The organism is uncultured Roseibium sp., from assembly GCF_963675095.2.
Taxonomy (GTDB): Bacteria; Pseudomonadota; Alphaproteobacteria; order Rhizobiales; family Stappiaceae; genus Roseibium.
This window is the reverse complement of record NZ_CAXXSJ010000004.1, coordinates 172,349-194,531: the sequence shown is the minus strand read 5'-3', so window position 1 is coordinate 194,531 and position 22,183 is coordinate 172,349. Positions and strand designations below refer to the sequence as shown.

The following is a 22,183-nucleotide window of genomic DNA, read 5'->3' as shown; positions in this document are numbered from 1 at the left end:
TGAGCCGGGTTACAGGGGCCTGCGGAAAGACAACATTCCCCCTCCTCTCTACCTGGGTCGTGTCAGGATCATTTAGCCGGCAGCCCTGTGGGCGCTCCCTTCTTGTTTCAAATATCAGAGAGAACCTCATGACAAGGCTGAGTACATATCACGCGACGGTATACCGCTATCGGCAACCGGTCTTGCTTGGACCTCATCGGATGATGCTGCGCCCGCGTGAAGCGTGCGACCTGCGGCTCATTTCCCATGACTTGACGGTGTCGCCAGAGGCTGAAATCACTTGGGCCCATGACGTCGCGGGCAATGCCGTCGCGACTGCCCGGTTCAGCGCTCCGACCGAACGATTGCTTGTCGAAAGTCGCGCAAAAGTTGAAATCACCGCGTCGGCCTGGCCGGTATTCACCATTGCTGCCGAAGCCATCAATTATCCATTTTCCTATTCCGATGACGACCTGATCGACCTTGGGCCGCTTGCAAGACCGCAATATCCCGACATTGACGGCCAGTTTTCGAGGTGGGCCGGGGGGTTCGTCTTTGGGCTTCCGACCGACACATTGTCCCTGCTAAAGGACATCGCGACCGGAGTCTCGACCCGGATTGCCTATCAAAGCCGCGAGACCGAGGGAACGCAGACGCCAATGGAGACACTATCGCGCGGATGGGGAGCATGCCGCGACATAGCAGTCTTGTTCGCGGAGGCCGTACGAAGCCTCGGTTTCGGAGCACGCATCGTCTCCGGCTACGTGTTTGATCCCGCAAAGCGTCTTCAAGGTCACGAAAGTATGGGGTCTACCCATGCTTGGGCGGAAGTCTATGTCCCCGGAGCCGGTTGGGTCGCTTTTGATCCGACGAACCAAAGTGTCGGATCAAAAGATTTGATCCCTTTGGCTGTCGCCCGCAGTATTCATCAGGTCGTCCCTGTTGCCGGCAGCTTTACGGGTTTCGGGAACGATCTGACAGAAATGTCGGTCGAGGTGCAGCATACAGTGCTTGATGACTGAAGTTGAATTGCCCCGCCCGCGCACTCTTCGGATACGGCGGCATAGGAAAACGTCGAATGGACCGCTGCAACATCTCGCAAGTTGGACCACATCAGCCAAGCCACACCAAAACCGTCCTTTTTACCAAAGCTCGTGAATGGACACGGCCGGCCCGGCGCCAAGGGGCGCGCGGATGCCTGGTGATTACCCGTACCAGTTGATAATGAAGCGTGCCCGGTTGGGAACTCCACTCAACCAGTCAGCAGGGTTTGTTTGGTCATGCGTCATGATCACACTTCCCTGGTTTTTCTTTTCGACGACGCCTCAGAGCGTGTCACCAGCCACAAGAGCGCAAGCAGACCGACACTCGCAGATACTGCGGACCCCACGAGAATTCCGAGCTTCGCGGCACCCAGCATCTTCGGATCAAATGCCAGGTTTGCGATAAACAGTGACATCGTGAAGCCGATGCCGGCGAGAAACGCCCCGGCCGTCAAGAACGGCCATGACAGATCAGGGTGCCTCACCGCCAGACCCGATCGGACGGCCAACCAGCTGAAACCAAGAACACCGATAGGCTTGCCGAGGACCAGGCCTGCGACAATGGCGATGGAAATAGTCTGACCGAGGTCATTCGCGTCCATTGCGACGCCTGCATTTGCAAGAGCGAACACCGGCATGACCACAAACCCCACCCAGGGGTGCAGCGCCAGTTCGAGCCGCTCGACCGGGGAAAGAGACTCTGAAACCGCCCGCCCGGCCTCGCGAAGATCACGGCGGTCCGGGGTGTCACCGCTCCAGTGTTCTCCTCCCGGATAGGCAAGCACCCGTCCGAGGATTGCACGCAGACGTGTATCGTTCACCCAGATTTGTGTCGGTGTCATTAAACCGAGAACAACCCCGGCAATCGTCGCATGGACACCCGATGCGTCGATGCACAACCAGATGGCGCCGCCAATCAAAAAATATACTGGAATGCTCCTTACTCCGAGTCGTGCAAATCCCGCGACCAATCCAAGGCCGAGAATTGCAAGCCCGGTGGCGGCCCAATTCAACGGCTCACCGTAAAAAACAGCCACCACCAATATTGCTCCCACATCGTCGAAAATCGCCAGCGACAACAAGAACAACCGAAGTACGGTGGGAATTCTCTGTCCGAAGAGCGCAAGACAACCGATCGCCAACGCCGTGTCGGTCGCCATGACTGTTCCCCATCCATGCGTCCCGGACTGTCCGGCGATTAACGCCAAATAGATTGCGACTGGAACGATCATCCCGCCGAGAGCTGCAGCCAGGGGCAGAGCCGCTTGTCTCGGTTTCCTCAATTCGCCCAGGACAAGTTCCCGCTTGAGTTCGAGAGATATCACGAAGAAAAAGAATGTCATCAACCCGTCGTTGATCCAGTGCCGCAACGAGCGGGTGAAGTCCAACGGCCCGAAACTCAGGCCAACCGGTGTCTCCCAGAACGCAAGGAAGGCGGATGCCCAATTTGAATTGGCCAGGAAAAGAGCCACCAACACAGCCATGAGCAACAGTCCGCCAGCCGCGGATTCGATCTTGAGAAACCTCGCGACGGGTTTGGTGAATCTGTCTGCAATTTCGTGTGGCAGATTTGTATTGTTCTGGGCAGTCATGGCAAATGTGATACCGATTTGCTGCGGAGTGGATTGAACCCTGATTGAGGGAACAGAACCAAGTTCGCTTCCCGCAAGGATCAACCGGACTGTGGCCGCCTAACCGAGTTTCCTCCCGCAATGATCCGTTTGATCAGGTCTGAGACCTCCCGGTGCATTTCCATGTCGGTTTGGGGACCGATTGCATTTTCGTGTGTTGCTGCGGCGTCGCGCAACACCCCCACGATCTCGTGCTCGGGAAGAATTTTATGGTCGTTCAATGCCAGCAAAAGCGCTTCACAGATCGAGAGCGCCGCCATTCCGGAATAGTCTCTCTGATCAGGCATCTTGGCTACCCCTTTCAAGGATTAGAGCCCAAGCTTGGGTGCCAGTCCGATAAACTTCACCATAATGACACAAAATCAGTATGCTGGACTGATCGAAAGCAGTCTTGGCCCAGACATTTCGGATAATGGATAATTGCCTGGGAGAAACGCCTTTGAACCCCATCGAGAAAAGTCCGCTTGCCCGCAAGCTTTCAGGCTTCGTGGCCTTGTCCACGAACGAACTTGAAGTATTGCATCATCTGCACCGGCGCCGCCGCTCATTCGTTGCAGGGCGTGATCTCGTTCAACAGGGACAGTCGGAACAGGCCGCCTACATTCTTTCCGAAGGTTGGGTTTGCTCCTACAAGCTCCAGCCGGACGGGTCACGGCAGATCATCGATTTCCAGATCCCGGGGGATTTCCTGGGATTGCGAAGCGTTCTGTTGCGCACCTCGGACCACAGCTTCGAACCTGTCACCGATATTCAAGCAGCTGAAGTTCCCTTAGGTGATCTGCTTGCGGCCTTCGCACAGACCACCCGCCTGGCGACTGCCATTTTGTGGGCCGCGTCCCGGGACGAGGCGATGGTCGTCGAACATCTCGTAAACCTGGGACGCCGTGATGCCGACGTCCGTATGGCCCATTTTCTGCTCGAACTTGGTTCCAGGCTGGCGCTGGTCGGTATGGGCAGTAAAACGGGTTATGACTGTCCGCTGACACAGTATCACCTCGCCGATGCACTTGGATTGAGTGCCGTGCACGTCAACCGGGTTTTGCGGCTGTTGCGTGAAAACGGGCTCGTCACGTTTCGAAACGGCAAGGTGAGGTTCGACGATCGTGACCGCCTGGTCGAATTTGCAGAGTTCGATCCCGAATATCTTGATCAGACCGGACCATTGCTGACGTAGGCTCCACGCCCTGCGTACCCGATTTTCAGACGACCCCGCTTCTTCGAAATGTGGCTGGAAAGAACAAGGAGCTGCAAGCGCTGGCACCCTTATCCGTTTTCTTCTTATGTTTGATCGCCGCAAGGCAACACCCGTTCGCGAGACAGTCAATTCGCTGGTCGCGATCTTGGCTACATTACTACGAAAAGACACCAAGGACTAATCTCGATCAGGATGCGCACCCAGGGCTTCATGTAGGATCGTCAGAGCGGTTGGGGTCGCGGTCAATTCCTTGATACGCGATTCAAGGCTTCGACAAAGACAGGGAAAGGCGAAGCGGCGTGTCCCTTTTACAAACGGACTCGCGATGCTGCCCCCCAACAGAAAAACATTTCAAGAAAGTCATGGTGTGGAACTCGGCTTTGACAGTGTCGTGCACGGTTACAGGTATCCACCTGCCTGTCAAAGCCCGCGTGCGCTTAGAACGATCCATGCGCATATTTCGATGGAGTAATAAGGCTATGGAAACACAATCAACGAGAGATGGTCCGAAGCCTGGTTCTACGGATCTCGAGAGGCGGGTTCTTGCGCATGAGAGAATTCTGCAATCTCTCATCGCGTACATGTCCCGCTCGGAGCCGCGGTTTGTCGAGCATCTCAAGACACGCTTTGTCGACACGATGTCGATGGCACGCCGGGAACAGGACTATAGAGACGTTGATGACTACGCCGAAGAATTCATACGGGCGGTCATGCAACAGGGAGACGCATGCCCACCTCCAATACCAAAGGCTTTGGAGCTGAAAAAGGCTTCCACGCATCCACTGGCGATACAAGCGCGAGAAGCTATCGAAGTACCCCCCGAGAAATTCGAGCCGGATCGCGTGCAGGTCCGGGAAAGAAATGGAATATGGGAGGTGAGGGTAGATGGCGCCTTCTTAGGCAACTATCATCAATCTGAACACGCAAAGACAGCCGCAGCGCTGGCCAGATATTCACTCAAATGAAACAGGGCCGACCATCGCTTGTCCGATTGGGGCATTTAAATCGGGAAAGAAAAGCAGATATCCGGATCAGTCTGGGTTGCCGTCTTGATTTCGAGTTTCCGAAACCCACTCCGCTAATCGCGATGCTCAATGTCGATTACACACGGTACGGTGACCTCGAGCTTCTGGACTATTTGACGACGTCGCCGTGCGTGCCAATCGAGAGCTACCGGGATTCTTTCGGGAATTGGTGTTCCAGGCTGACTGCACCGCCGGGCGCCTTCACATTGGCGACGCATGGTATCTTCCTGGACAGTGGCAAGAAAGATCCGGTTTTTCCGGCCGCCTATCAGCATGCTGTGGAAGACCTCCCGTCCGATACGTTCGTGTTTTTATTGGGGAGCCGTTATTGCGATACGGACCTCCTGTCGGAAGAAGCTTGGCGGCTGTTTGGAAATTCAAAGAATGGCTGGGCGAGGGTACAGGCCATTTGTGACTATGTGCACCAGCATGTTACCTTCGGCTATGAGCATGCGCAATCGACCCGTACGGCGTCCCAGACGCTGGCAGAAGGACGTGGCGTTTGCCGTGACTTCACGCACCTTGCGATCAGTTTCTGCCGCTGCATGAACATCCCGGCCCGCTATTGCACCGGATATCTGAGTGATATCGGCGAGCCGGAACCGCATCCCCCAGGTGATTTCGCAGCCTGGATGGAAGTCTTCCTGGCCAACCGATGGTGGGTCTTCGATCCGCGCAATAATCAACGCCGCATCGCCCGGTTTCTGATCGGCCGCGGCCGGGATGCAGCCGATGTCCCCCTGACACAGACCTTCGGCGAAAATACTTTAAGAAATTTCGAAGTCTGGACCAAAAATTCCAATTGAGACTAACTTCGATCAGCACTCAACCGTCCTGGTTCATCTAGAATCTGTAATGCAGTCGCGCTTCGTTTGAATTCCTCGACCAAGATGATTTCGGGAGCTTGATTTATGCACAACCAACATACGCGGCGGAGATGACCATGAACACCCGCTCAACCAGATCGACGGTGAAGTTTTTACACCCGTTCACTTTGAGGGGACATTCAGAAGTGCTGCCTGCCGGAGACTACGAAGTCCTTGTCGAAGAAGAACTTCTTCAGGACATGAATTTCCTCGCATACCGAAAGACGGCGACGTATCTGATGGTGGCCTGCAAGGGGAAGACTGAGATGCGGGAAATATTCGGAAAGGACCTGGAAGCGGTGCTCGACCGAGACCGGGCCGCCAACGATGACATTCAAAAAGACGGGGCGGCGTCTTCTCCGCCGGAGGATTTGACATGAACACACCTGAATGGCTGAAGCCTGTTGCACTTGGCGTTGTGATCGGAGCGATCGCCGCGAGCACAATCGGGTTTTCCTGGGGCGGCTGGGTGACCGGCGGAACTGCGGCAAAGATGGCGAATGCGCTGTCACATGACAAGGTAATTGCGGCCCTGGTGCCGGTGTGTGTCGGCATGTCACGCGCCGATACGCAGCGTGCCGGCAAGCTAGAGGAAATTCGTGAAACGCCTTCCTATCAGCGCCGGAACATCCTCATGGAAGCAGGCTGGGCGACGATGCCTGGATCCGACAACGCGGACCGGGATCTGGCCGAAGCTTGCCTTGCCGCGCTTGAATTGGAGAAGTCCTGAGCAAAGCCTTGTCTGAACCCCATGAAGAGCAGGCCGATATGCCCAAAAGGATGTTTCCGGCCCGTGGCGGCAGAGAAGTTGGCACCCCAAGCGGAGGCTCGCCGGCATTGCCAACGCTTCAGGAGTTCTTCTGCCGAAAACCACCACTAGACCGGCAGAACGAAACCGCTGTTGAGGCCGCCGAAAACGAAGGAATGCCGGTGTTGAACAACCAGTCCGGTTGAAAATCTACATTCGCGTCCAGGAAACCATCCGCTGCCCGGTATGAAATGACAGGCTGGATATCCCGAATGGCGCAACCCTTCAATTTCGGGGGCGTAGTCTTGCTCACAGAAGCGATCCATCCGGGATGACCTGGGCACACCAACTTCTGACAAGAGGCAATGCCATGACTTCCGAAAGCACGGGTCCGGACAACTCCGGACCATGGGGCAACGGTCCTCAAAACCGGTCTTCGGACATAGACGCATTTATGCGGCAAGGACGTCAGCACTTTGGCGGATTGTTTCCCGGTGGACCACCATCGGTCCGCGGACTTCTTATCGCCGCCGCCATTGCCGTGGCTGGAATAGGAATCTGGTCGTCCTATTATACCGTCCCGAGCGACTCCGTTGCCGTGATCCAGCGATTTGGCAAGTATGTCGCAGACGTGCCGCCGGGCCTGCATTTCAAATTCCCGATGGGGATCGATGCCGCGACGATCGTCCCGGTAAAACGTCAACTGAAACAGGAATTCGGTTTCACCACACCAGGTGGCAATGATCCGTATCAGAGCCCTACGGACGGGCGGCGCGAAACCGAAATGGTGACGGGCGACCTGAATGCCGCCCTGGTCGAATGGGTGGTTCAGTACCGCATTTCCGATCCAGTCAAGTTTCTGTTCGAAGTGCGCGAACCGGCCGCCACGCTTCGCTACGTTTCGGAATCGGTCATGCGCGAAGTGGTCGGCGACCGCACGGTTGATGAAGTCATCACTATCGGCCGGCAGGAAATCGAAAGCGAAGCACTCCTGAAGATGCAGGCCCTGGCCACGAAATACGCCATGGGCATCAGCATCGACCAGGTGCAGCTCAAGAACATCAACCCGCCCGAGCCAGTTCAATCCTCGTTCAACGAAGTCAATCAGGCCCAGCAGGAAAAGGAGCGTCTGATCAACGAAGCTCGCCGGGAGTACAACAAGGTCATCCCGCTGGCTGAAGGCGAAAAGGACCAGCGTATCCGCGAAGCCGACGGTTATCGGCTGAAACGGATCAACGAGGCTGAGGGCGACGCCGCGCGCTTCACCGCGCTTCTGACCGAGTATCAGAAGGCTCCGGATGTAACCCGGCGGCGGATCTACATCGAAACCCTTCAGGACGTGATGCCCGCTATCGGGTCGAAGATCATCGTTGACGGATCAACCGGCAGCATCCTGCCGCTTCTCAATCTCGATCGCCAAAAGGAAAACCAGCCATGAAAACCGTATGGGGCATTCTTGCGGGGATTGCCGCTGTTGCGGTTGTGACCGCTTCCACCGCCGTCTACACGGTCAGCGAAGTTGAACAGGCGATCATCACGCAGTTCGGCAAGCCCGTTGGCGCGCCGGTCACGACATCGGGCCTCAAATTGAAACTGCCCTTCATCCAGGAGGTCAACAGGATCGACCGCCGGGTTCTGGAGTGGGACGGCAATCCCTCGGATATGCCGACAAAAGACAAGCTGTATATTTCAGTCGACCTGTTCGCGCGCTGGAAGATCACAGATCCACTGCAGTACTTTCTCCGCTTACGGGACGAACGTAGCGCACAATCGCGGCTCGACGACATCCTTGGCAGCGAAACACGTAACGCGGTTGCAAAGCATGAATTGATCGAAATCATCCGGACGACAAGAGGGCGCACTCCCTTAAGGGATTCTCTCCTCACCGATGAGGAACGGGCACAGGACATCGGATCCCTCGTCCCCATTCAAAAGGGCCGGGCACTTGTGGAGCAGGAAATTTTCGAAGCTGCCGCCGAAAAGGTCCGCGTCTTCGGAATTGCACTTCTCGACATCCGGTTCAAACGTATCAACTACAACGAGAGCGTCCGGCCGAAGATCTACGACCGGATGGTCTCGGAGCGGCGGCAGATCGCCGAACGCTTCCTGTCGGAGGGAAACGGCGAGGCCGCGCGTATTCGCGGCAACCGTGTGCGCGATCTGAACAAGATCCAGTCCGAAGCCTATCGAGAAGTGGAGGAAATCCGCGGATTGGCCGATGCCGCCGCCGCCGACATTTACGCCCGGGCTTACAACACCACTGCGCAAGCCGCGGAATTTTACGAGTTCACGCGCACCATGCAGGCCTACAAGGACATGATTTCTGACGGCACAACGCTCGTCTTGTCGACGGACAGCGATCTCTTCAAGTTCCTGAGGGGGATGCAGGCTGAAGTCGGACAACAGGACCGTAGCCAGCCGGACAGCGGTGCCGAAATGGTCCGTGACCTGACGGAGAGCAGGCAATGACCTCATCGGTTTCGACCGATACGGCAGGACCACCCAACAGGAAACGGTCCGAACCTGCGCCCAAGTCGGTGTCTTCTCCAGACCCGTTCTATTGCATGAACCGAGCGCTTGAACAGTGGGACGGCGAGGGAGGGGCGCCCGCGCAAGATTCCATGCATAGTGAATATGGCAAGCGTGTCGAGAACGATGGTTCCTGGACGGTCTACCACGTTTTTACCGGCGGTCCGGCAACAATTGGCGGTGATCTGATGCAGGGCATGAACGCAAAAAATGCGCAGGATCAGATGACTAGAACAAATGCCGACAACACCATACGGCGGGCGGGACGCGCAAAAATCCTGAAGACAGGTTTTTGGGCTGCCTGGCGTGCCCGATTGACCAAATACTTCTAATATGGCGTCTTCTTACCTTCACGTTGATCAAACACCTTGATTGCCGCCCGTTATCGAGGTGGCGGCATTTTTGAGGAGATTGATTACGGCTGCGCTTCGAGGCGAAGCCGAATTGAGCCCTCTAATTCTTCCGCAAGCGCGAGCGAAGACTGAAGAACTTTCGTTTCGTTCGAGGCGTCAGATCCCTGTTCCATGATGGCAATAGGCAATTCAACCTTGCCTGCCGCAGTGTTCACTCGGACATAATACAGAAGCTGGCCGCCGGGCCGAACTTCAACTCTTGTCAATTTGATTTCTGACATTGTCAGTCTCCTGTGTAGGCATTCACGCACCGCTAAAACCGGCTCGGTCCTGGGCTTTCTGCCTTGCAGCGCGCAAAGCCTTATCTAAGGTCAAACGTTTTCGTGATTAGAAGCGCGTTGTCCTGGGTTGTTTCGGAAAACCCCACGGGTTCGAGCTTGTCCTGGGTGACCATACGTTCGTGCAGCTCCAGATCATTGCGGATCCGGTATTGCGGCAGGTCACCGGTGCGGGGCATTAACGCTGTAATGTGGAAGGACTCGCCTCGACTCGTGGAAGCCATCGGCAGGTCACTCCTCATTCTGACAAATTGTCCGACTGCGAAACGGTGTTCTGAAAGGGTTGGCGGCTTTCGGTTGCGCCAAGTTTGATGGTTAATTTCGTTGATCATGATCCTTCTCCTTCTCGGACTCGATCTTCTACATCTTGGAAAAGCTATCATTCGACTGTTGTCCAGGTTGTCGTGCCGTTAGGGCCAAAAACCATGAGCAATGAGAGACATTGGGCCAAGCATTCGATGAAAGCTTAAGAGTGTTGCATGAATCGCGTCGATCGAGACTGATGCATGTTGGTCGGCGCGGAAAAAGCAGAAATCTCTTTGTCACGGCCCCCTGAGCTAGCGGGAAAGGATAAGCGTGTCTTGAGATTTGATGTATCTCGTAAACAAACGACGCCCTTAGTGGGAATCATCTCAACCCAATAGGAGCCGACCTAACATCGAGCAATTCGCCCGGTGAGTGCTGGTCCAAAGACAAGGAATCGACAGGCCGCTTGCAACGCTAAAACCGTTTCAGAAACCGTTTCAAACGGTGGATCTGAAACGGTTTTTAGTTCCTAAATTATTGAAAAATATGGTGACCCCGGCGCGATTCGAACGCGCGACCCTCAGATTAGGAAATTGAATGTGACCCGACTTGTTGTCGTGCAATTCGTCTCTGCTCACACGCCCACTACGGAACGATAACTCGTACTAGTGAAATTAAGTGGTAGCAATATGGTTGCAATTGTTTGCAGCGTTAAAATCACGATCGATACGTTCAGTTAAGCCTATGATTTTGCGGTTATTTTTGGCGCACCCGACAGGATTCGAACCTGTGACCTCTGCCTTCGGAGGGCAGCGCTCTATCCAGCTGAGCTACGGGTGCAGGGCCGTCAAGCGTGGTGCCGACAGACTGTCCTGACCTGATACCCGATTGGCCAGTCAGGGGCAATTGCTTTCTTCAAAAGACGCTAGGCTGTAGTGACAATTTAAGGAATTGGAGATTCCCAAAGGTCGACAAATCAGATTCAACACTGGCTTTTGGAGGCTGGTGTGGAAGGCGAGATACTTCGGGACGATCAATGGGAGCGGCTTCGGGAATTTGTTCCGGGTGGCCGGCAGGGGCGGCGCGGTCCGCGCAGTGACGGACGTCGTTTCTTTAATGCGATCTTATGGCTCGCTCGCTCAGGCGCCCGCTGGAAAGATTTGCCAGAGGACAGGTTCGGTCCCTATCAGACAGCCAAACGGCGTTACTATCGCTGGATTGAAGCTGGTGTCTTTGAGCGCATATTCGAGGCGATCGCCCGTGAGCCGGACATGGAGTGGCTGGCAATCGACGCGACCGTCATAAGAGCACATGCCCAAGCCGCGGGCGGAGCGCGCAAAAGGGGGGATCTGAAGCCCAGGCCCTTGGACGCTCCCGGGGCGGCTTTGGAACGAAGATCCACGCAGTAGTGGACGCACTGGGCTTACCGGTTCGCTTCGATATCGGGCCGGGACAACAAAATGACATGGCTCCCGCGTGCCGTCTCATGAGCGGTCTGCATGCACAGCAGGTTCTTGCGGATCGCGCCTATGACGCTGACAGTCTACATGATCTTATTCTTGAACAAGGCGGCGAGCCCATCATTCCGCCACGCCGCCATCGCAAGCATCAGCATCACTACGACCAAATCGCATACAAGAACCGGTGGGGAATAGAAGGCTACTTCGCCAAACTCAAGCAATGGCGCCGTATCGCTACGCGATACGATAAGCTCGCTGCAAACTTCATCGGCTTCATCAAGCTCGCAAGCATTATGCTCTGGCTTAAATAATTAAATTGTCACCACAGCCTAGCTTGTTTTTGGAAAGTCCGGTTCGGGGCGGCGGCCTGCTTTGGCTCGGTTTTCCTTATAGCGTGTCGCGTTCATTCGCATTCACGCCACATGCTCTCTTGAATTGTTTTGCCGCATGTCTTTGTCCCAAAACCGGTACCCACTTTTGGGAGACATGCTCTAGGCCTTTGTCCGTAGGTACGAGGTGCGACTGTCCGAAGTATACACGTGGCTTCACGGGTCGCCGAACTCAAGCCGTGCCGGCGATGGGTCGCAATCGGGATAACCCTGGTTGGAAATGGATCATCGGATCCGGCCTGCATGTGATTTTCTGGGCTCAGTCGCCGGGGGCCGGGACCTGGGACCGTTAACTTTTCGGCGCTGGAAAGAGCGGTTCGGCGGGGACCAAAAAAAAACGCGCGACCAAGCACGGGCCGCGCGAAATAAGTTACTGTGCACGTGGCCCCATCGACCACAGCGCGCATACTACTAAGGACCGAGGCGTTTGTCATTACCGTAAAATAATTTATTTTTTGATTTACCGTTCGGGAATCGATCACTTGTATTCATTTAAAGGACGGCAACCAGCGGGAGGCCTGTCTGGCCGGCCACCCGTCACCGTTCAAAGACCGTCATTCCCCACAATCCTGCACCTCGTGGGTCTTGCCATCGGCCCCCGCCACGGTGATGCGTACCTTGGCAACACCTTGCGGCAAAAAGCCCAGCTCGCTGGCCGCAGCCTTGGTCACGTCGATTACGCGACCTTTGACGAAGGGGCCGCGGTCATTGATCCGAACCGTGATTTCTTTGCCGTTTCTAAGATTTGAAACCTTGACGAGCGTGCCGAACGGCAAGGTCCGGTGAGCGGCGGCCATGGCATTCGGATTGGCGCGCTCACCGCTCGCGGTCATGGACGTCAGCGCATACCAGGAGGCCTTGCCACACTGGATGAACTGCGTCTGCGCATCGGCGGTCTGCAGGGGCAGGAAAAGAAAACAGGCGCAAAACAGCGCCAGATTTCTGAAGGCGTAGCCTCTCAGTGCCGGCAGCGCGGAGGCGCGAAATGTATGCACTTTTACGAAGGGAGTGCGGATCTGGGGCGGTGGCATGAACGCATCCTTGAAAAACGGCTTTCCATCGAAAGCGCGCTGAAAACTCAAGGCGTTCTATTGCCGCGCAAGGTGGTGAAATTGAGGCAGGCGCTATTGCACGGCAAGGTTTATTGTATTTTTATAATAAATTGAACACTAAGAAAACAAGTATATCGTATTAACAATCCGTTAAATATAATTTCTCGAAGGTCTGTGGGTATTCGTATCGTAATATTTCTTAGCCGATAACTCGTGTTAAACATGATGAAAATCACGAGACGTCGATTAGTTATTGAGTAGTTCCGTCGAAAATTTGAAAGGGCGGCTTGTGCCGAACATTCAAGGGGTGGTCTGCAGTCAGGAGGAAACCTCCTTTCGGGCGGCTGCAAACAAAGCGACCGGGTTATATGGCTCCCTGCTGGAGGTGATTCCGCAGCCGGCAGCGTTTCTGGACAGTAGCGGTGCGATTGTCGCTGTAAACAAGGCCTTTGGATCGTTCCTGGGCCTGGGAAATGACGCCCCTGTTGGCAATAGGTTCTCCGACTTTCTGTCCCGGGAAACCCGGCGGCGGTGCCGGCCTGCCCTGAAAGCGGCCTTTAATGGAACCCCGTCCGAAGTCTTCGGTAAACTGGTGTCGGCTACTGGCGCGGATCTGGGGGGCAAGGCCGTTTGCACGCCGATTATTCTCCAGGAAGACGCATCGGCCGTGGTTCTGTTCCAGTTTGAGAAGTCTCCGGAAGAGCCCGAACGCTTGCGGATCGACGACCTCCTGACCCGGTTTCCGGACGACGTGCTGATCTTTGGCGCACTGGACGAAGCGGTGTCGATCCGCGCGCGCCTGGAAGAGGCCGCGGGCGGATCCATCGATCCGGCCGAACTGGACGTCCTGCTCGAAAACTGCCGGAACGGCGACGTACAGACGCTCTACACCGGACTGAGTGGCCAAAAAGCTCCTTGCGAACCCGGATCGGCCACGAAAATTACGGAAGTCCGTCTTGTCCCGCTGGCCGAGCCGTCCGACCACGATCGGCCTGGCGTGATGGCGATCGTCCGTGGCAATGTGGATTCGCCGCACGAGGTGGAGGAATACAGGCGCCTGGCCTATCAGGATGCGCTCACCGGCCTGTCGAACCGGCGCGCCTTTCTGACATTTCTTCGGGAACACCTCGCCAGGCTGGACGAAAATCCGCTGGGCGGCCTCGCCGTGTTCTACTTTGACCTCGACGAGTTCAAGAAGGTCAATGACCTGGGCGGTCATGACGCCGGCGACGAAATGCTGGTGCGGGTCGCTTTCGCCCTGCAGCGCTGTTTCTGCGATACGGGCTGTGTCGGCAGGATCGGCGGCGACGAGTTTGCGGGCATGTGTCTGTTGCCGGATGAAGGCCATGCGCTCGATCATGCGGAACGGGTCCTGGACGCGCTGTCCCGGATCCGCCTTGAGGTCAGCAACCGCATTTTCACCATCGGCAGTTCGATCGGGATATCCTTCCTGACCTCGGAGGACGCGGACAGGAACATTGATCCGTCCGCCCTGCTGCGGCTGGCCGACGCCGCTTGCCTGCGCGGCAAGAGGGTCGGCGGGCGGACCATCCACCTGCACAAGGCGGAAGCCGGCGACCTCCTGCTCGACAGTGCCGTGCAGACCAAGGTTTTCGAGCCGGATGATATCCGGGCCAACGATTTTGAACTCTATTCCATGCCGATCCGGTTTCTTCAGGAAGACCGGCCGTGCGGAGATGAAATCCTGCTTCGCCTGAAAGGGGAGCTCGCTTCCGGTTTATCGCCCAAGGTGCTCATCTCGGCGGCGGAGCGCAGCGGGTATGTGGCGCAGATCGAAGGCTGGACCCTGGACAAGGTCCTGGACGCGGCCGCGGCCCGCGGCACCAAGACCATATTGACCGTGAACGTATCCGCGGAGTCAGCCGGAAACCCGGATTTCCGGGATATCCTGCAAAAGAGGCTGCGTGACAATCCCCTCCTGGCAAGCCGGATATGTCTGGAAATCGCCGAAAAGGATTTTCTGCGCGAACCGACGACGATCGAGAATTTTTTCCGGTTCCTGATCGATCTCGGATGCCAGACGGCGATCGACGATTTTGCCGGGCACTGGCCGGTGCTTGCACGTCTGACCGATCTGAGGGTCGACTGGATCAAGCTCGATTCCAGCCTGACCCAGCAGGTCACCAGGGACAGGGGCAAGGCGCTGGTTTTAAAGGGGCTGACGGATGCGGCCCATGACCTTGGCATCAAGGTGATCGCCAAACACGTTGAGACCGAACGGGAAATGGCCCTTCTCCGCGCACTCGGCATCGAGGCGGCCCAGGGCTATTTCTTCGGAAAACCCGTGCCTTGGGCATAGCCAAAAGGGTGCATGGATCCGGGGCACATGCATCCGGCCGGCCCGGCCGGATGCGATCGGGGCGAAGGATCAGATATCCAGATTGGCGACGCTCAGGGCGTTGTCCTGGATGAATTCGCGACGCGGGTCGACTTCGTCGCCCATCAGCTTGGTGAAAATGTCGTCTGCATCGTCCGCTTCGCGGATTTTCACCTGCAGCAGCGAGCGGGCGTTCGGATCGAGAGTGGTTTCCCAGAGCTGTTCCGGGTTCATTTCGCCGAGGCCCTTGTAGCGCTGCAGCGAAATGCCCTTCTGGCCATAGGAGAAGGTCTGTTCGAGCAACGTCCTGGGTCCGCGGATCTCCGTCTGGATATCCTTCCGGCGCAGGACGGCTGCCTTGCCGTAAATCTCCTGAAGATGGTCGGCATGGGACGCCAGCCGCCGCGCATCCGTCGAACTCAGGAGCGCCGCGTCGATGGTTGCGGCTTCTTCCACGCCACGAACCGTCCGTTTGAAGACGAGACTGCCGTCTTCCAGTGCCTCGCCGGTCCAGCCCCGTTCGAATTCGTCGGCCAGGATGTCGAGCCGCCGGGCGATATAGGCCGCGGCTTCGGCGGCTTTTTCCCGGTCGTGAAGAACTTCGGAATTCAGCGCGCCGGCAATCGCCGCCTGTTCCACCACGGTGCGGTCGTAGCGCGAATGCAGGCCGTCGAAGATCGATGCAATGGTGCGGGCCCGCTCCAGAACCTCGCGCAGGTCTTCGCCGGTGCGCACTTCACCATTGGCAAGGGTGAGGGAGGAGTCTTCCAGGCCGCTGGCGATCAGGTAGTCCTCAAGCGCCTTCTGGTCCTTCAGGTACTGTTCAGACTGGCCGCGCTTGACCTTGTAGAGCGGCGGCTGGGCGATATAGATGTAGCCGTTCTCGATCAGATCCTGCATCTGGCGGAAGAAGAAGGTCAGAAGCAGGGTCCGGATGTGGGCGCCGTCCACGTCCGCATCGGTCATGATGATGATCTTGTGGTAGCGCAGCTTCTCGATATTGAATTCTTCCTTGCCGATCCCGGTGCCGAGCGCGGTGATCAGGGTCCCGATCTCGTTCGACGACAGCATCTTGTCGAACCGGGCGCGCTCCACGTTGAGGATCTTGCCGCGCAGGGGCAGGACGGCCTGGTTTTCGCGGTGCCGGCCCTGTTTGGCCGAGCCGCCTGCGGAATCGCCCTCCACCAGGAACAGTTCGGCCTTGGCCGGATCGCGCTCCTGGCAGTCGGCGAGCTTGCCGGGCAGGGAGGCGATATCGAGCGCGCCCTTGCGCCGGGTGAGCTCGCGGGCCTTGCGGGCGGCTTCGCGTGCGGAAGCTGCCTCGACCACCTTCGAGACGACCGAGCGGGCGGGGGCCGGGTTTTCCTCAAACCAATCGGCAAGGGCGGAGGAGATCAGGTTTTCGACGACCGGGCGGACTTCCGAGGACACCAGTTTGTCCTTGGTCTGCGAGGAGAACTTGGGGTCCGGCACCTTGACCGACAGGACGCAGGTCAGGCCTTCGCGGCAGTCGTCGCCGGTAAGCGAAACCTTTTCCTTCTTCAGCAGCCCGGCGCTTTCGGCGTAGCCGGTCACCTGGCGGGTCAGCGCGCCACGGAAGCCGGCCAGGTGCGTGCCGCCGTCGCGCTGCGGGATGTTGTTGGTGAAGCAAAGGACGTGTTCATGATAGCTGTCGTTCCACCACATGGCGGCTTCGACGGTGATGCCGTCCCGCTCCGCCGTCATGGTGATCGGAGCCTCGATCAGCGGATGTTTCGCCCGGTCCAGATAGCGCACGAAGGCCTCGAGCCCGCCTTCGTAGAACAGGTCCTCGACCACGTCTTCCACACCGCGCTTGTCGGTGAGCAGGATCCGCACGCCGGAATTCAGGAACGCGAGTTCCCGCAACCGGTGCTCCAGGGTGGAGAAATCGAATTCGGTCTTCGTGAAGGTCTCCGGCGACGGCAGGAAGGTGACCTCGGTCCCCTTTTTGCCCTCAGCCTCACCGACCACTTCGAGCGGACCCTGGGCATCGCCATGGGCAAAGGTCATGAAATGCTCTTTGCCGTTGCGCCAGATCCGCAGGTCCAGCCGGGTGGACAGCGCATTCACCACCGAGACGCCCACACCGTGAAGACCGCCAGACACCTTGTAGGAGTTCTGGTCGAACTTTCCGCCGGCATGGAGCTGGGTCATGATGACTTCTGCCGCCGACACGCCTTCCTCGGTGTGCATGTCGGTCGGGATGCCGCGGCCGTTGTCGGTCACGGTGACCGATCCGTCCGGGTTCAGGGTAACGGTGACCCTATCGGCATGTCCGGCAAGGGCCTCGTCGATCGCGTTGTCGACGACCTCATAGACCATGTGGTGCAGACCTGATCCGTCATCGGTGTCACCGATATACATTCCCGGGCGTTTGCGTACCGCGTCGAGGCCTTTCAGGACCTTGATGGAATCCGCGCCGTATGCGTCTTCGTCGGTGTCATTCTGAGGGGTATCGTTCATGCGAATCAGCTGCTCGTCGGTGTGTGTCTTATGGTTCGTTATACGGCGTTTCCAGTGTCATTCAACTCGGCCGGGAAGACGGTTGTATCGTACTGAAATAACTGTGTTTCTTTTACGGCCGTTCGTTGAATTCCTGCGGTTTCCGGAGCGTTTCTGACAGGGCCGGGGTCCGGCGCTCCGGATGTTTAGGAAATTATATACGAATTCCGATAAATGGTGGCGCCATTGGGGGTATTATCTTGAGGACAATCTCATGAATATAGGTACCGTTGGTGCGCTCTCCGCACCGCCCCAAAGCATTCGTCCAACCGGCAGCGAAGCGGCCGAAGGCCCCGGACCCGATCAGGTCAACGATCACGATGCCGATGACCGTCCCGCCGCCAAGGCGCCGACGGCGTCGGGAACCGGCTCCAGGGTCGACGTGACGGCCTGACAAACTTCCAGGATTGTTTTTAAAATCTCAGTTTGCCGGCGGAAGCGTTGTGACGTCGCCGTCGGCAAGGTTGAACACCTGGCTGCCAGCCGGCATGTCCTTGAACAGGATTTCATCGGTGCCGGTCATGAACGCCTGCAGGCCCAGCAAAGAGAGCTTGGCAAACATCGCCGCCCGCCGGTTGGGGTCGAGATGGGCCGCGATTTCATCCAGCAGCAGAACCGGCTTCATTCCCGAAACCGCGGCCGTCAGTTCCGCGTGCGCCAGGATCAGTCCGACGAGCAGGGCCTTCTGTTCCCCGGTCGAGGATTGGGAGGCCGGCATGGCCTTTGCCACGTGGCGCACCTGAAGATCGCTCAGGTGCGGGCCCATCAGGGTGCGGCCGGCGGCCCGGTCCCGTCCGCGGCCCTCGCGCAGGAGTTCCAGGTAGTGGTCTTCCCGGTCCGAGGCGCTCATGCCCACCGTCGCCGTTTCAAAGGCGCCTTCAAGGGCGAGGCTTGCCGTGGGAAACGGAAGTCCGGCTTCCGCCTGGACCTTGAGGGTCTCTCCGAGCAGGCTGACGGTTTCGTGCCGCGCAGCCGAGACGGCGGTCCCAAGTTCCGCCACCTGCTGTTCGAGCGCACTGAGATAGCTGTCGGAACCTCCATGCTCCAGAAGCCGGTTGCGTTGCCTGAGGGCTTTTTCGAAATCGCTGACCCGGCGGCCGTGCCCCGGATCGATCGACAGGGTCAGCCGGTCTAGAAACCGACGCCGGTCGCCGGCCGGCCCGGTAAACAGGCCGTCCATCGCCGGTACGAGCCACAGGATCCGGACATAATCGAGCAGCCGTTCGGATGACTTGACGTCTTCACCGTCGATCCTGACCCGCCGCCCGGGCTCGCCGGCGGTAAAACCGGTGCCGACCCGGGTTTCCAGGTCGTCCACCGAAAGGACGGCCGACACCGCCCAGTCGCCGGAGCCCGATACGCGGGCGATGTCCGCGAACGGCGCCCGGCGCAGTCCGCGCCCGGCGGTTAGGAACGAGATGGCTTCCAGGATGTTGGTTTTGCCCAGGCCGTTGTTGCCGACAAAGGCGACAAGCGGCTCGGAAAACGTGAGATCGAGCCGCTCGTAATTGCGGAAGTCCGTCAGGGTCAGACGCGTAATCGCCGCTGACGTTTCAGTCGTCATGGGACCTCATTGGCCGCCGCGCGCAAGACCGAACGGTCAGACCCGCATCGGCATCAGAACGAACAGGCAGTCGTCGACCGTATTGTCCTGGATCAGCGTCGGCGAACCGGAATCCGCGAGTTTGAACAGAGCGGTATCGCTGTTGAGCTGATTGGCGATGTCGAGCAGGTAGCGCGAGTTGAAACCGATCTCCAGCGGCTCGGCATCATATTCGACCGCGACCTCTTCGGTCGCGCTGCCGGAATCCGGATTGTTGACCGTCAGCACCATGCGTCCGTCGTCGAGCGACAGTTTCACCGCACGGCCGCGTTCGGACGAAATCGTCGAAACACGGTCGACCGCTTCCTTGAATTCGTCCCGGTCGACGCGCATTTCCTTGTCGTTGCCCTGCGGGATCACCCGGCCGTAATCGGGGAAGGTGCCGTCGATCAGCTTGGACGTCAGCACGATGCTGCCCGTGGTCACGCGGATCTTGGTGTCCGACAACTCGATCTGGACATCGGCTTCCGGCTCTTCCAGAAGCTTCTGGATTTCGCCGACCGTTTTGCGGGGAACGATGATACCCGGCATGCCGGCAGACCCGCCCGGAGCGGGCACTTCCGCCTGGGCCAGTCTGTGACCGTCGGTGGCAACCGCGCGGAACTTCTGACCTTCAGGGGTGTCGACCGTGTGCAGGTAGATCCCGTTCAGGTAGTAGCGGGTTTCCTCGGTCGAGATCGCGAACTGGGTGGTGTCGATCAGCTTGCGCACATTGCTGGCCGAAAGTGCGAAACCGTGGGTGAATTCGCCAGCGGTCAGGTCTGGAAAATCGGTTTCCGGCAGCATCTGCAGGGTGAACTTCGACCGCCCCGCGCGGATTTCCAGGGTCGCGTTGTCGCCGGTCGTCTCCAGGACGACCTGGGAGCCTTCGGGCAGCTTGCGGACGATGTCGTAGATCATGTGCGCCGGAACGGTCGTGGCGCCGGGCATCTCGATCATGCCGGGAACGGTTTCCAGGATTTCCAGGTCCAGATCCGTTGCCTTCAGCTTCAGGGAATCGCTTTCGGCCCTGAGAAGAACGTTCGACAGGATCGGGATCGTGTTACGGCGCTCGACAACCCTGTGCACGTGGGTCAGGGACTTGAGGAGATCGCTGCGCTCGAGTGTCGCTTTCATACGCAAAGTCCGTACTCGTGAGGTGCCGGCCGGAAGGCGCCGACGGAATGAAACTGTTGGCTCCCAAGGAGGGAGCGGGGGGAACGACACTGCCCTCAACGGCCGCGAAATGCAAGAGGGGCGCCCTGTCGGACGCCCCTGATTTTGGAGATATTTCGACCGCTTTTACGCGTCGAGCATGCGCTTCAGCAGCTCCAGTTCCTGGGCTAGCGCATAATCGCCTTTTGCAAGTTCTTCGATCTTGCGGACAGCGTGCAGAACCGTTGTGTGGTCGCGATTGCCGAATCGGCGTCCGATCTCGGGGAGCGAGCGCGGTGTCATGACCTTTGCAAGGTACATGGCAATCTGGCGCGGCCGAACGATGGTCCGGGTCCGGCGGGCGGACAGGAGGTCGGCCTTGGTCACGTTATAGTGCTTTGAGACCACCCTCTGGATGTCCTCGATCTTGACCCGGCGCGGCTCGCTGGAGCGGATCAGGTCGCGCAGAGTGAGCTCGGCCATCTCCTGGGTGATCGGCTGGTTGGTCAGCTGGTTGTGAGCGACCAGCCGATTGAGGGCGCCTTCCAGGTCCCGGCCCGAGGAGGCCACATGCTTGGCGATATAATCCAGAACGCTCTCCGGTACCTCGAAATTCGGGTAGGTACGCCTGGCCGCCGCGACACGTGCGGTCAGGATGTTCCGGCGCAGGCTGAAGTCGGGCTCCTGGATGCCGACCACGAGACCGCCCGACAGGCGCGACCGGACCCGGTCATCGAGCGTATCAAGCTCGGAAGGCGCACGGTCCGCTGCCACGATCACCTGACGTGCACCGTCGATCAGCGCATTGAGCGTATGGCAGAATTCCTGCTGTACCTGTTTGCCGTGCAGGAACTGCATGTCATCGATCAACAGGAGGTCGATGCTGCGCAACGTGTCCTTGAAGGCTAGAGCCGACTGGGCTTTCAGCGCGGAAACGAAGCGATACATGAAATGTTCCGCGGTCAGATACAGCACCTTACGCCCCGCCGCGCGCGCCTTGGCGGCGACAGCCTGCATCAGGTGGGTCTTGCCGAGGCCCACGGAGGCATGCAGGTAAAGCGGGTTGAACGTCACCGCGCCGCCGGAGGCGACCTGACGGGCCGCTGCCAGGGCAAGGCTGTTGGAATCGCCTTCGACAAAGGTCTCGAACGTGTATTTCGGATCGAGCGCGGCCCCTTGCAGGACGTCTCGTGCCGCTTCCGTTTCGCCGCGTCCGAGAGCTGCTGTTGCCGCCTGAGCGGCTGCGACGGCATTGCCCTCGGCATATCCTTCCAGGCGCCGCTCGCCGATCTGAGCCGGGAGGCGCTTCGGTGTTGCCAGGCCCGACGGGGTCGGGCTGGCGCTCTGCCGGGGCCGCATGGCGCCGCGCACCGTCAGTTCGATCCGGTGAACATTCTCGCACTCGCGCTGCCACAGTCCCATGAGACGGTCATTGTAGTGGGATTGAATCCACTGTTTCAAAAACCGGGTCGGGACCGACAGGCGGACTGTGCCGTCGTTATGTTCTTCCAGATCGACGCGGGCGAACCAGCTCGAAAAAACATCATCACCCAATTCCGCGCGAAGTCGCTTCTTCACGCGATTCCAATGTTCAGAGCCACTTGCCTCCTGAACCTGCATTTCCGCCTCCTGTCTAGATGAAGAAAGATCCGCCACAGTCTTTCTTCCTTTCCGCCAATATGCCGCATTCGCGGCTGTTCTATGTCCCTGTCAGGACGATTCACTCATAAC

21 protein-coding genes and 1 tRNA gene are annotated in these 22,183 nt (G+C 58.1%); 12 read left to right on the top strand and 10 right to left on the bottom strand.

Going from position 1 to position 22,183, the window contains the following annotated elements; all coding sequences use genetic code 11:
* Positions 1–128 precede the first annotated feature (128 nt).
* The gene (locus tag ABIN98_RS02615; protein ID WP_346907129.1) at positions 129–1,001 is read left to right on the top strand and encodes a transglutaminase family protein; all 873 of its coding nucleotides are present in this window, start codon (positions 129–131) and stop codon (positions 999–1,001) included.
* Positions 1,002–1,270: 269 nt separating this feature from the next.
* Here the strand turns inward: ABIN98_RS02615 and nhaA are convergent, their stop codons facing one another.
* Together nhaA and ABIN98_RS02605 are read right to left on the bottom strand one after the other, a co-directional pair.
* Positions 1,271–2,614 (bottom strand): Na+/H+ antiporter NhaA, encoded by a 1,344-nt coding sequence (gene nhaA, locus ABIN98_RS02610; RefSeq protein WP_346907127.1) that lies wholly within the window; start codon positions 2,612–2,614, stop codon positions 1,271–1,273.
* 80 nt (positions 2,615–2,694) lie between these two features.
* Entirely contained in the window at positions 2,695–2,940 is a 246-nt protein-coding gene (locus ABIN98_RS02605; protein WP_346907125.1) for a hypothetical protein, read from the bottom strand.
* A 152-nt stretch (positions 2,941–3,092) separates the two neighbouring features.
* On the opposite strand from ABIN98_RS02605, the gene ABIN98_RS02600 reads away from it, so the two are divergent.
* From ABIN98_RS02600 to ABIN98_RS02565, 8 genes are all read left to right on the top strand, one after another.
* Positions 3,093–3,827, top strand: coding sequence for a Crp/Fnr family transcriptional regulator (locus tag ABIN98_RS02600; RefSeq protein WP_346907124.1), 735 nt, complete (start codon positions 3,093–3,095; stop codon positions 3,825–3,827).
* 500 nt (positions 3,828–4,327) lie between these two features.
* Positions 4,328–4,813, top strand: coding sequence for a hypothetical protein (locus ABIN98_RS02595; RefSeq protein WP_346907122.1), 486 nt, complete (start codon positions 4,328–4,330; stop codon positions 4,811–4,813).
* Between the two features lie 59 nt (positions 4,814–4,872).
* Positions 4,873–5,679 carry a transglutaminase family protein gene (locus tag ABIN98_RS02590; protein WP_346907194.1) on the top strand — a complete coding sequence of 269 codons (807 nt, stop codon included), beginning with the start codon at positions 4,873–4,875 and terminating at the stop codon, positions 5,677–5,679.
* A gap of 137 nt (positions 5,680–5,816) precedes the next feature.
* A complete protein-coding gene (locus tag ABIN98_RS02585) occupies positions 5,817–6,119 on the top strand; it encodes a hypothetical protein (protein ID WP_346907120.1) in 303 nt (100 codons plus the stop codon).
* Positions 6,116–6,469, top strand: a complete 354-nt coding sequence (locus tag ABIN98_RS02580) for a hypothetical protein (RefSeq protein ID WP_346907118.1) — start codon at positions 6,116–6,118, stop codon at positions 6,467–6,469. Before ABIN98_RS02585 ends, ABIN98_RS02580 begins: the two co-directional genes overlap by 4 nt.
* A 349-nt stretch (positions 6,470–6,818) precedes the next feature.
* Positions 6,819–7,925 carry an FtsH protease activity modulator HflK gene (gene hflK / locus ABIN98_RS02575; protein ID WP_346907116.1) on the top strand — a complete coding sequence of 369 codons (1,107 nt, stop codon included), beginning with the start codon at positions 6,819–6,821 and terminating at the stop codon, positions 7,923–7,925.
* A complete protein-coding gene (gene hflC, locus ABIN98_RS02570; protein WP_346907114.1) occupies positions 7,922–8,956 on the top strand; it encodes a protease modulator HflC in 1,035 nt (344 codons plus the stop codon). The genes hflK and hflC overlap by 4 nt, the downstream gene beginning before the upstream one ends.
* Complete coding sequence (locus ABIN98_RS02565; RefSeq protein ID WP_346907112.1) at positions 8,953–9,348, top strand: hypothetical protein; 396 nt, start codon at positions 8,953–8,955, stop codon at positions 9,346–9,348. Before hflC ends, ABIN98_RS02565 begins: the two co-directional genes overlap by 4 nt.
* Positions 9,349–9,431: 83 nt before the next feature.
* On the opposite strand, the gene ABIN98_RS02560 is transcribed toward ABIN98_RS02565, so the two are convergent.
* From ABIN98_RS02560 to ABIN98_RS02550, 3 genes are all read right to left on the bottom strand, one after another.
* A complete protein-coding gene (locus tag ABIN98_RS02560) occupies positions 9,432–9,650 on the bottom strand; it encodes a hypothetical protein (RefSeq protein ID WP_346907111.1) in 219 nt (72 codons plus the stop codon).
* Positions 9,651–9,730: 80 nt separating this feature from the next.
* Positions 9,731–10,039 carry a hypothetical protein gene (locus ABIN98_RS02555; RefSeq protein WP_346907109.1) on the bottom strand — a complete coding sequence of 103 codons (309 nt, stop codon included), beginning with the start codon at positions 10,037–10,039 and terminating at the stop codon, positions 9,731–9,733.
* Positions 10,040–10,716: 677 nt separating this feature from the next.
* Positions 10,717–10,793, bottom strand: a tRNA-Arg gene (locus ABIN98_RS02550).
* A gap of 167 nt (positions 10,794–10,960) precedes the next feature.
* On the opposite strand from ABIN98_RS02550, the gene ABIN98_RS02545 reads away from it, so the two are divergent.
* Positions 10,961–11,724, top strand: a protein-coding gene (locus ABIN98_RS02545) for an IS5 family transposase (protein ID WP_346907107.1) whose coding sequence is annotated in 2 segments (ribosomal slippage) — positions 10,961–11,291 and positions 11,291–11,724 — 765 coding nt in all. Because the reading frame shifts where the segments join, the coding sequence is not laid out codon by codon here.
* A 632-nt stretch (positions 11,725–12,356) separates the two neighbouring features.
* On the opposite strand, the gene ABIN98_RS02540 is transcribed toward ABIN98_RS02545, so the two are convergent.
* Positions 12,357–12,833 carry a septal ring lytic transglycosylase RlpA family protein gene (locus ABIN98_RS02540; RefSeq protein ID WP_346907105.1) on the bottom strand — a complete coding sequence of 159 codons (477 nt, stop codon included), beginning with the start codon at positions 12,831–12,833 and terminating at the stop codon, positions 12,357–12,359.
* 310 nt (positions 12,834–13,143) lie between these two features.
* On the opposite strand from ABIN98_RS02540, the gene ABIN98_RS02535 reads away from it, so the two are divergent.
* Positions 13,144–15,174: an EAL domain-containing protein gene (locus tag ABIN98_RS02535; RefSeq protein WP_394701405.1), complete on the top strand. Its 2,031-nt coding sequence runs from the start codon at positions 13,144–13,146 to the stop codon at positions 15,172–15,174.
* Positions 15,175–15,243: 69 nt separating this feature from the next.
* Here ABIN98_RS02535 and gyrB read toward each other — a convergent pair whose 3' ends face one another.
* On the bottom strand, positions 15,244–17,676 hold the full coding sequence (gene gyrB, locus ABIN98_RS02530; RefSeq protein ID WP_346907103.1) for a DNA topoisomerase (ATP-hydrolyzing) subunit B: 2,433 nt from the start codon (positions 17,674–17,676) through the stop codon (positions 15,244–15,246).
* A 253-nt stretch (positions 17,677–17,929) separates the two neighbouring features.
* Here gyrB and ABIN98_RS02525 point away from each other — a divergent pair, with 253 nt between their 5' ends.
* Positions 17,930–18,109: a hypothetical protein gene (locus ABIN98_RS02525; protein WP_346907101.1), complete on the top strand. Its 180-nt coding sequence runs from the start codon at positions 17,930–17,932 to the stop codon at positions 18,107–18,109.
* Between the two features lie 27 nt (positions 18,110–18,136).
* Here ABIN98_RS02525 and recF read toward each other — a convergent pair whose 3' ends face one another.
* The 3 genes from recF to dnaA form a co-directional block, all read right to left on the bottom strand.
* Entirely contained in the window at positions 18,137–19,279 is a 1,143-nt protein-coding gene (gene recF / locus ABIN98_RS02520) for a DNA replication/repair protein RecF (RefSeq protein ID WP_346907099.1), read from the bottom strand.
* Between the two features lie 36 nt (positions 19,280–19,315).
* Positions 19,316–20,434, bottom strand: coding sequence for a DNA polymerase III subunit beta (gene dnaN / locus ABIN98_RS02515; protein ID WP_346907097.1), 1,119 nt, complete (start codon positions 20,432–20,434; stop codon positions 19,316–19,318).
* A 165-nt stretch (positions 20,435–20,599) separates the two neighbouring features.
* Positions 20,600–22,072: a chromosomal replication initiator protein DnaA gene (gene dnaA / locus ABIN98_RS02510; RefSeq protein WP_346907095.1), complete on the bottom strand. Its 1,473-nt coding sequence runs from the start codon at positions 22,070–22,072 to the stop codon at positions 20,600–20,602.
* Positions 22,073–22,183: the final 111 nt, after the last annotated feature.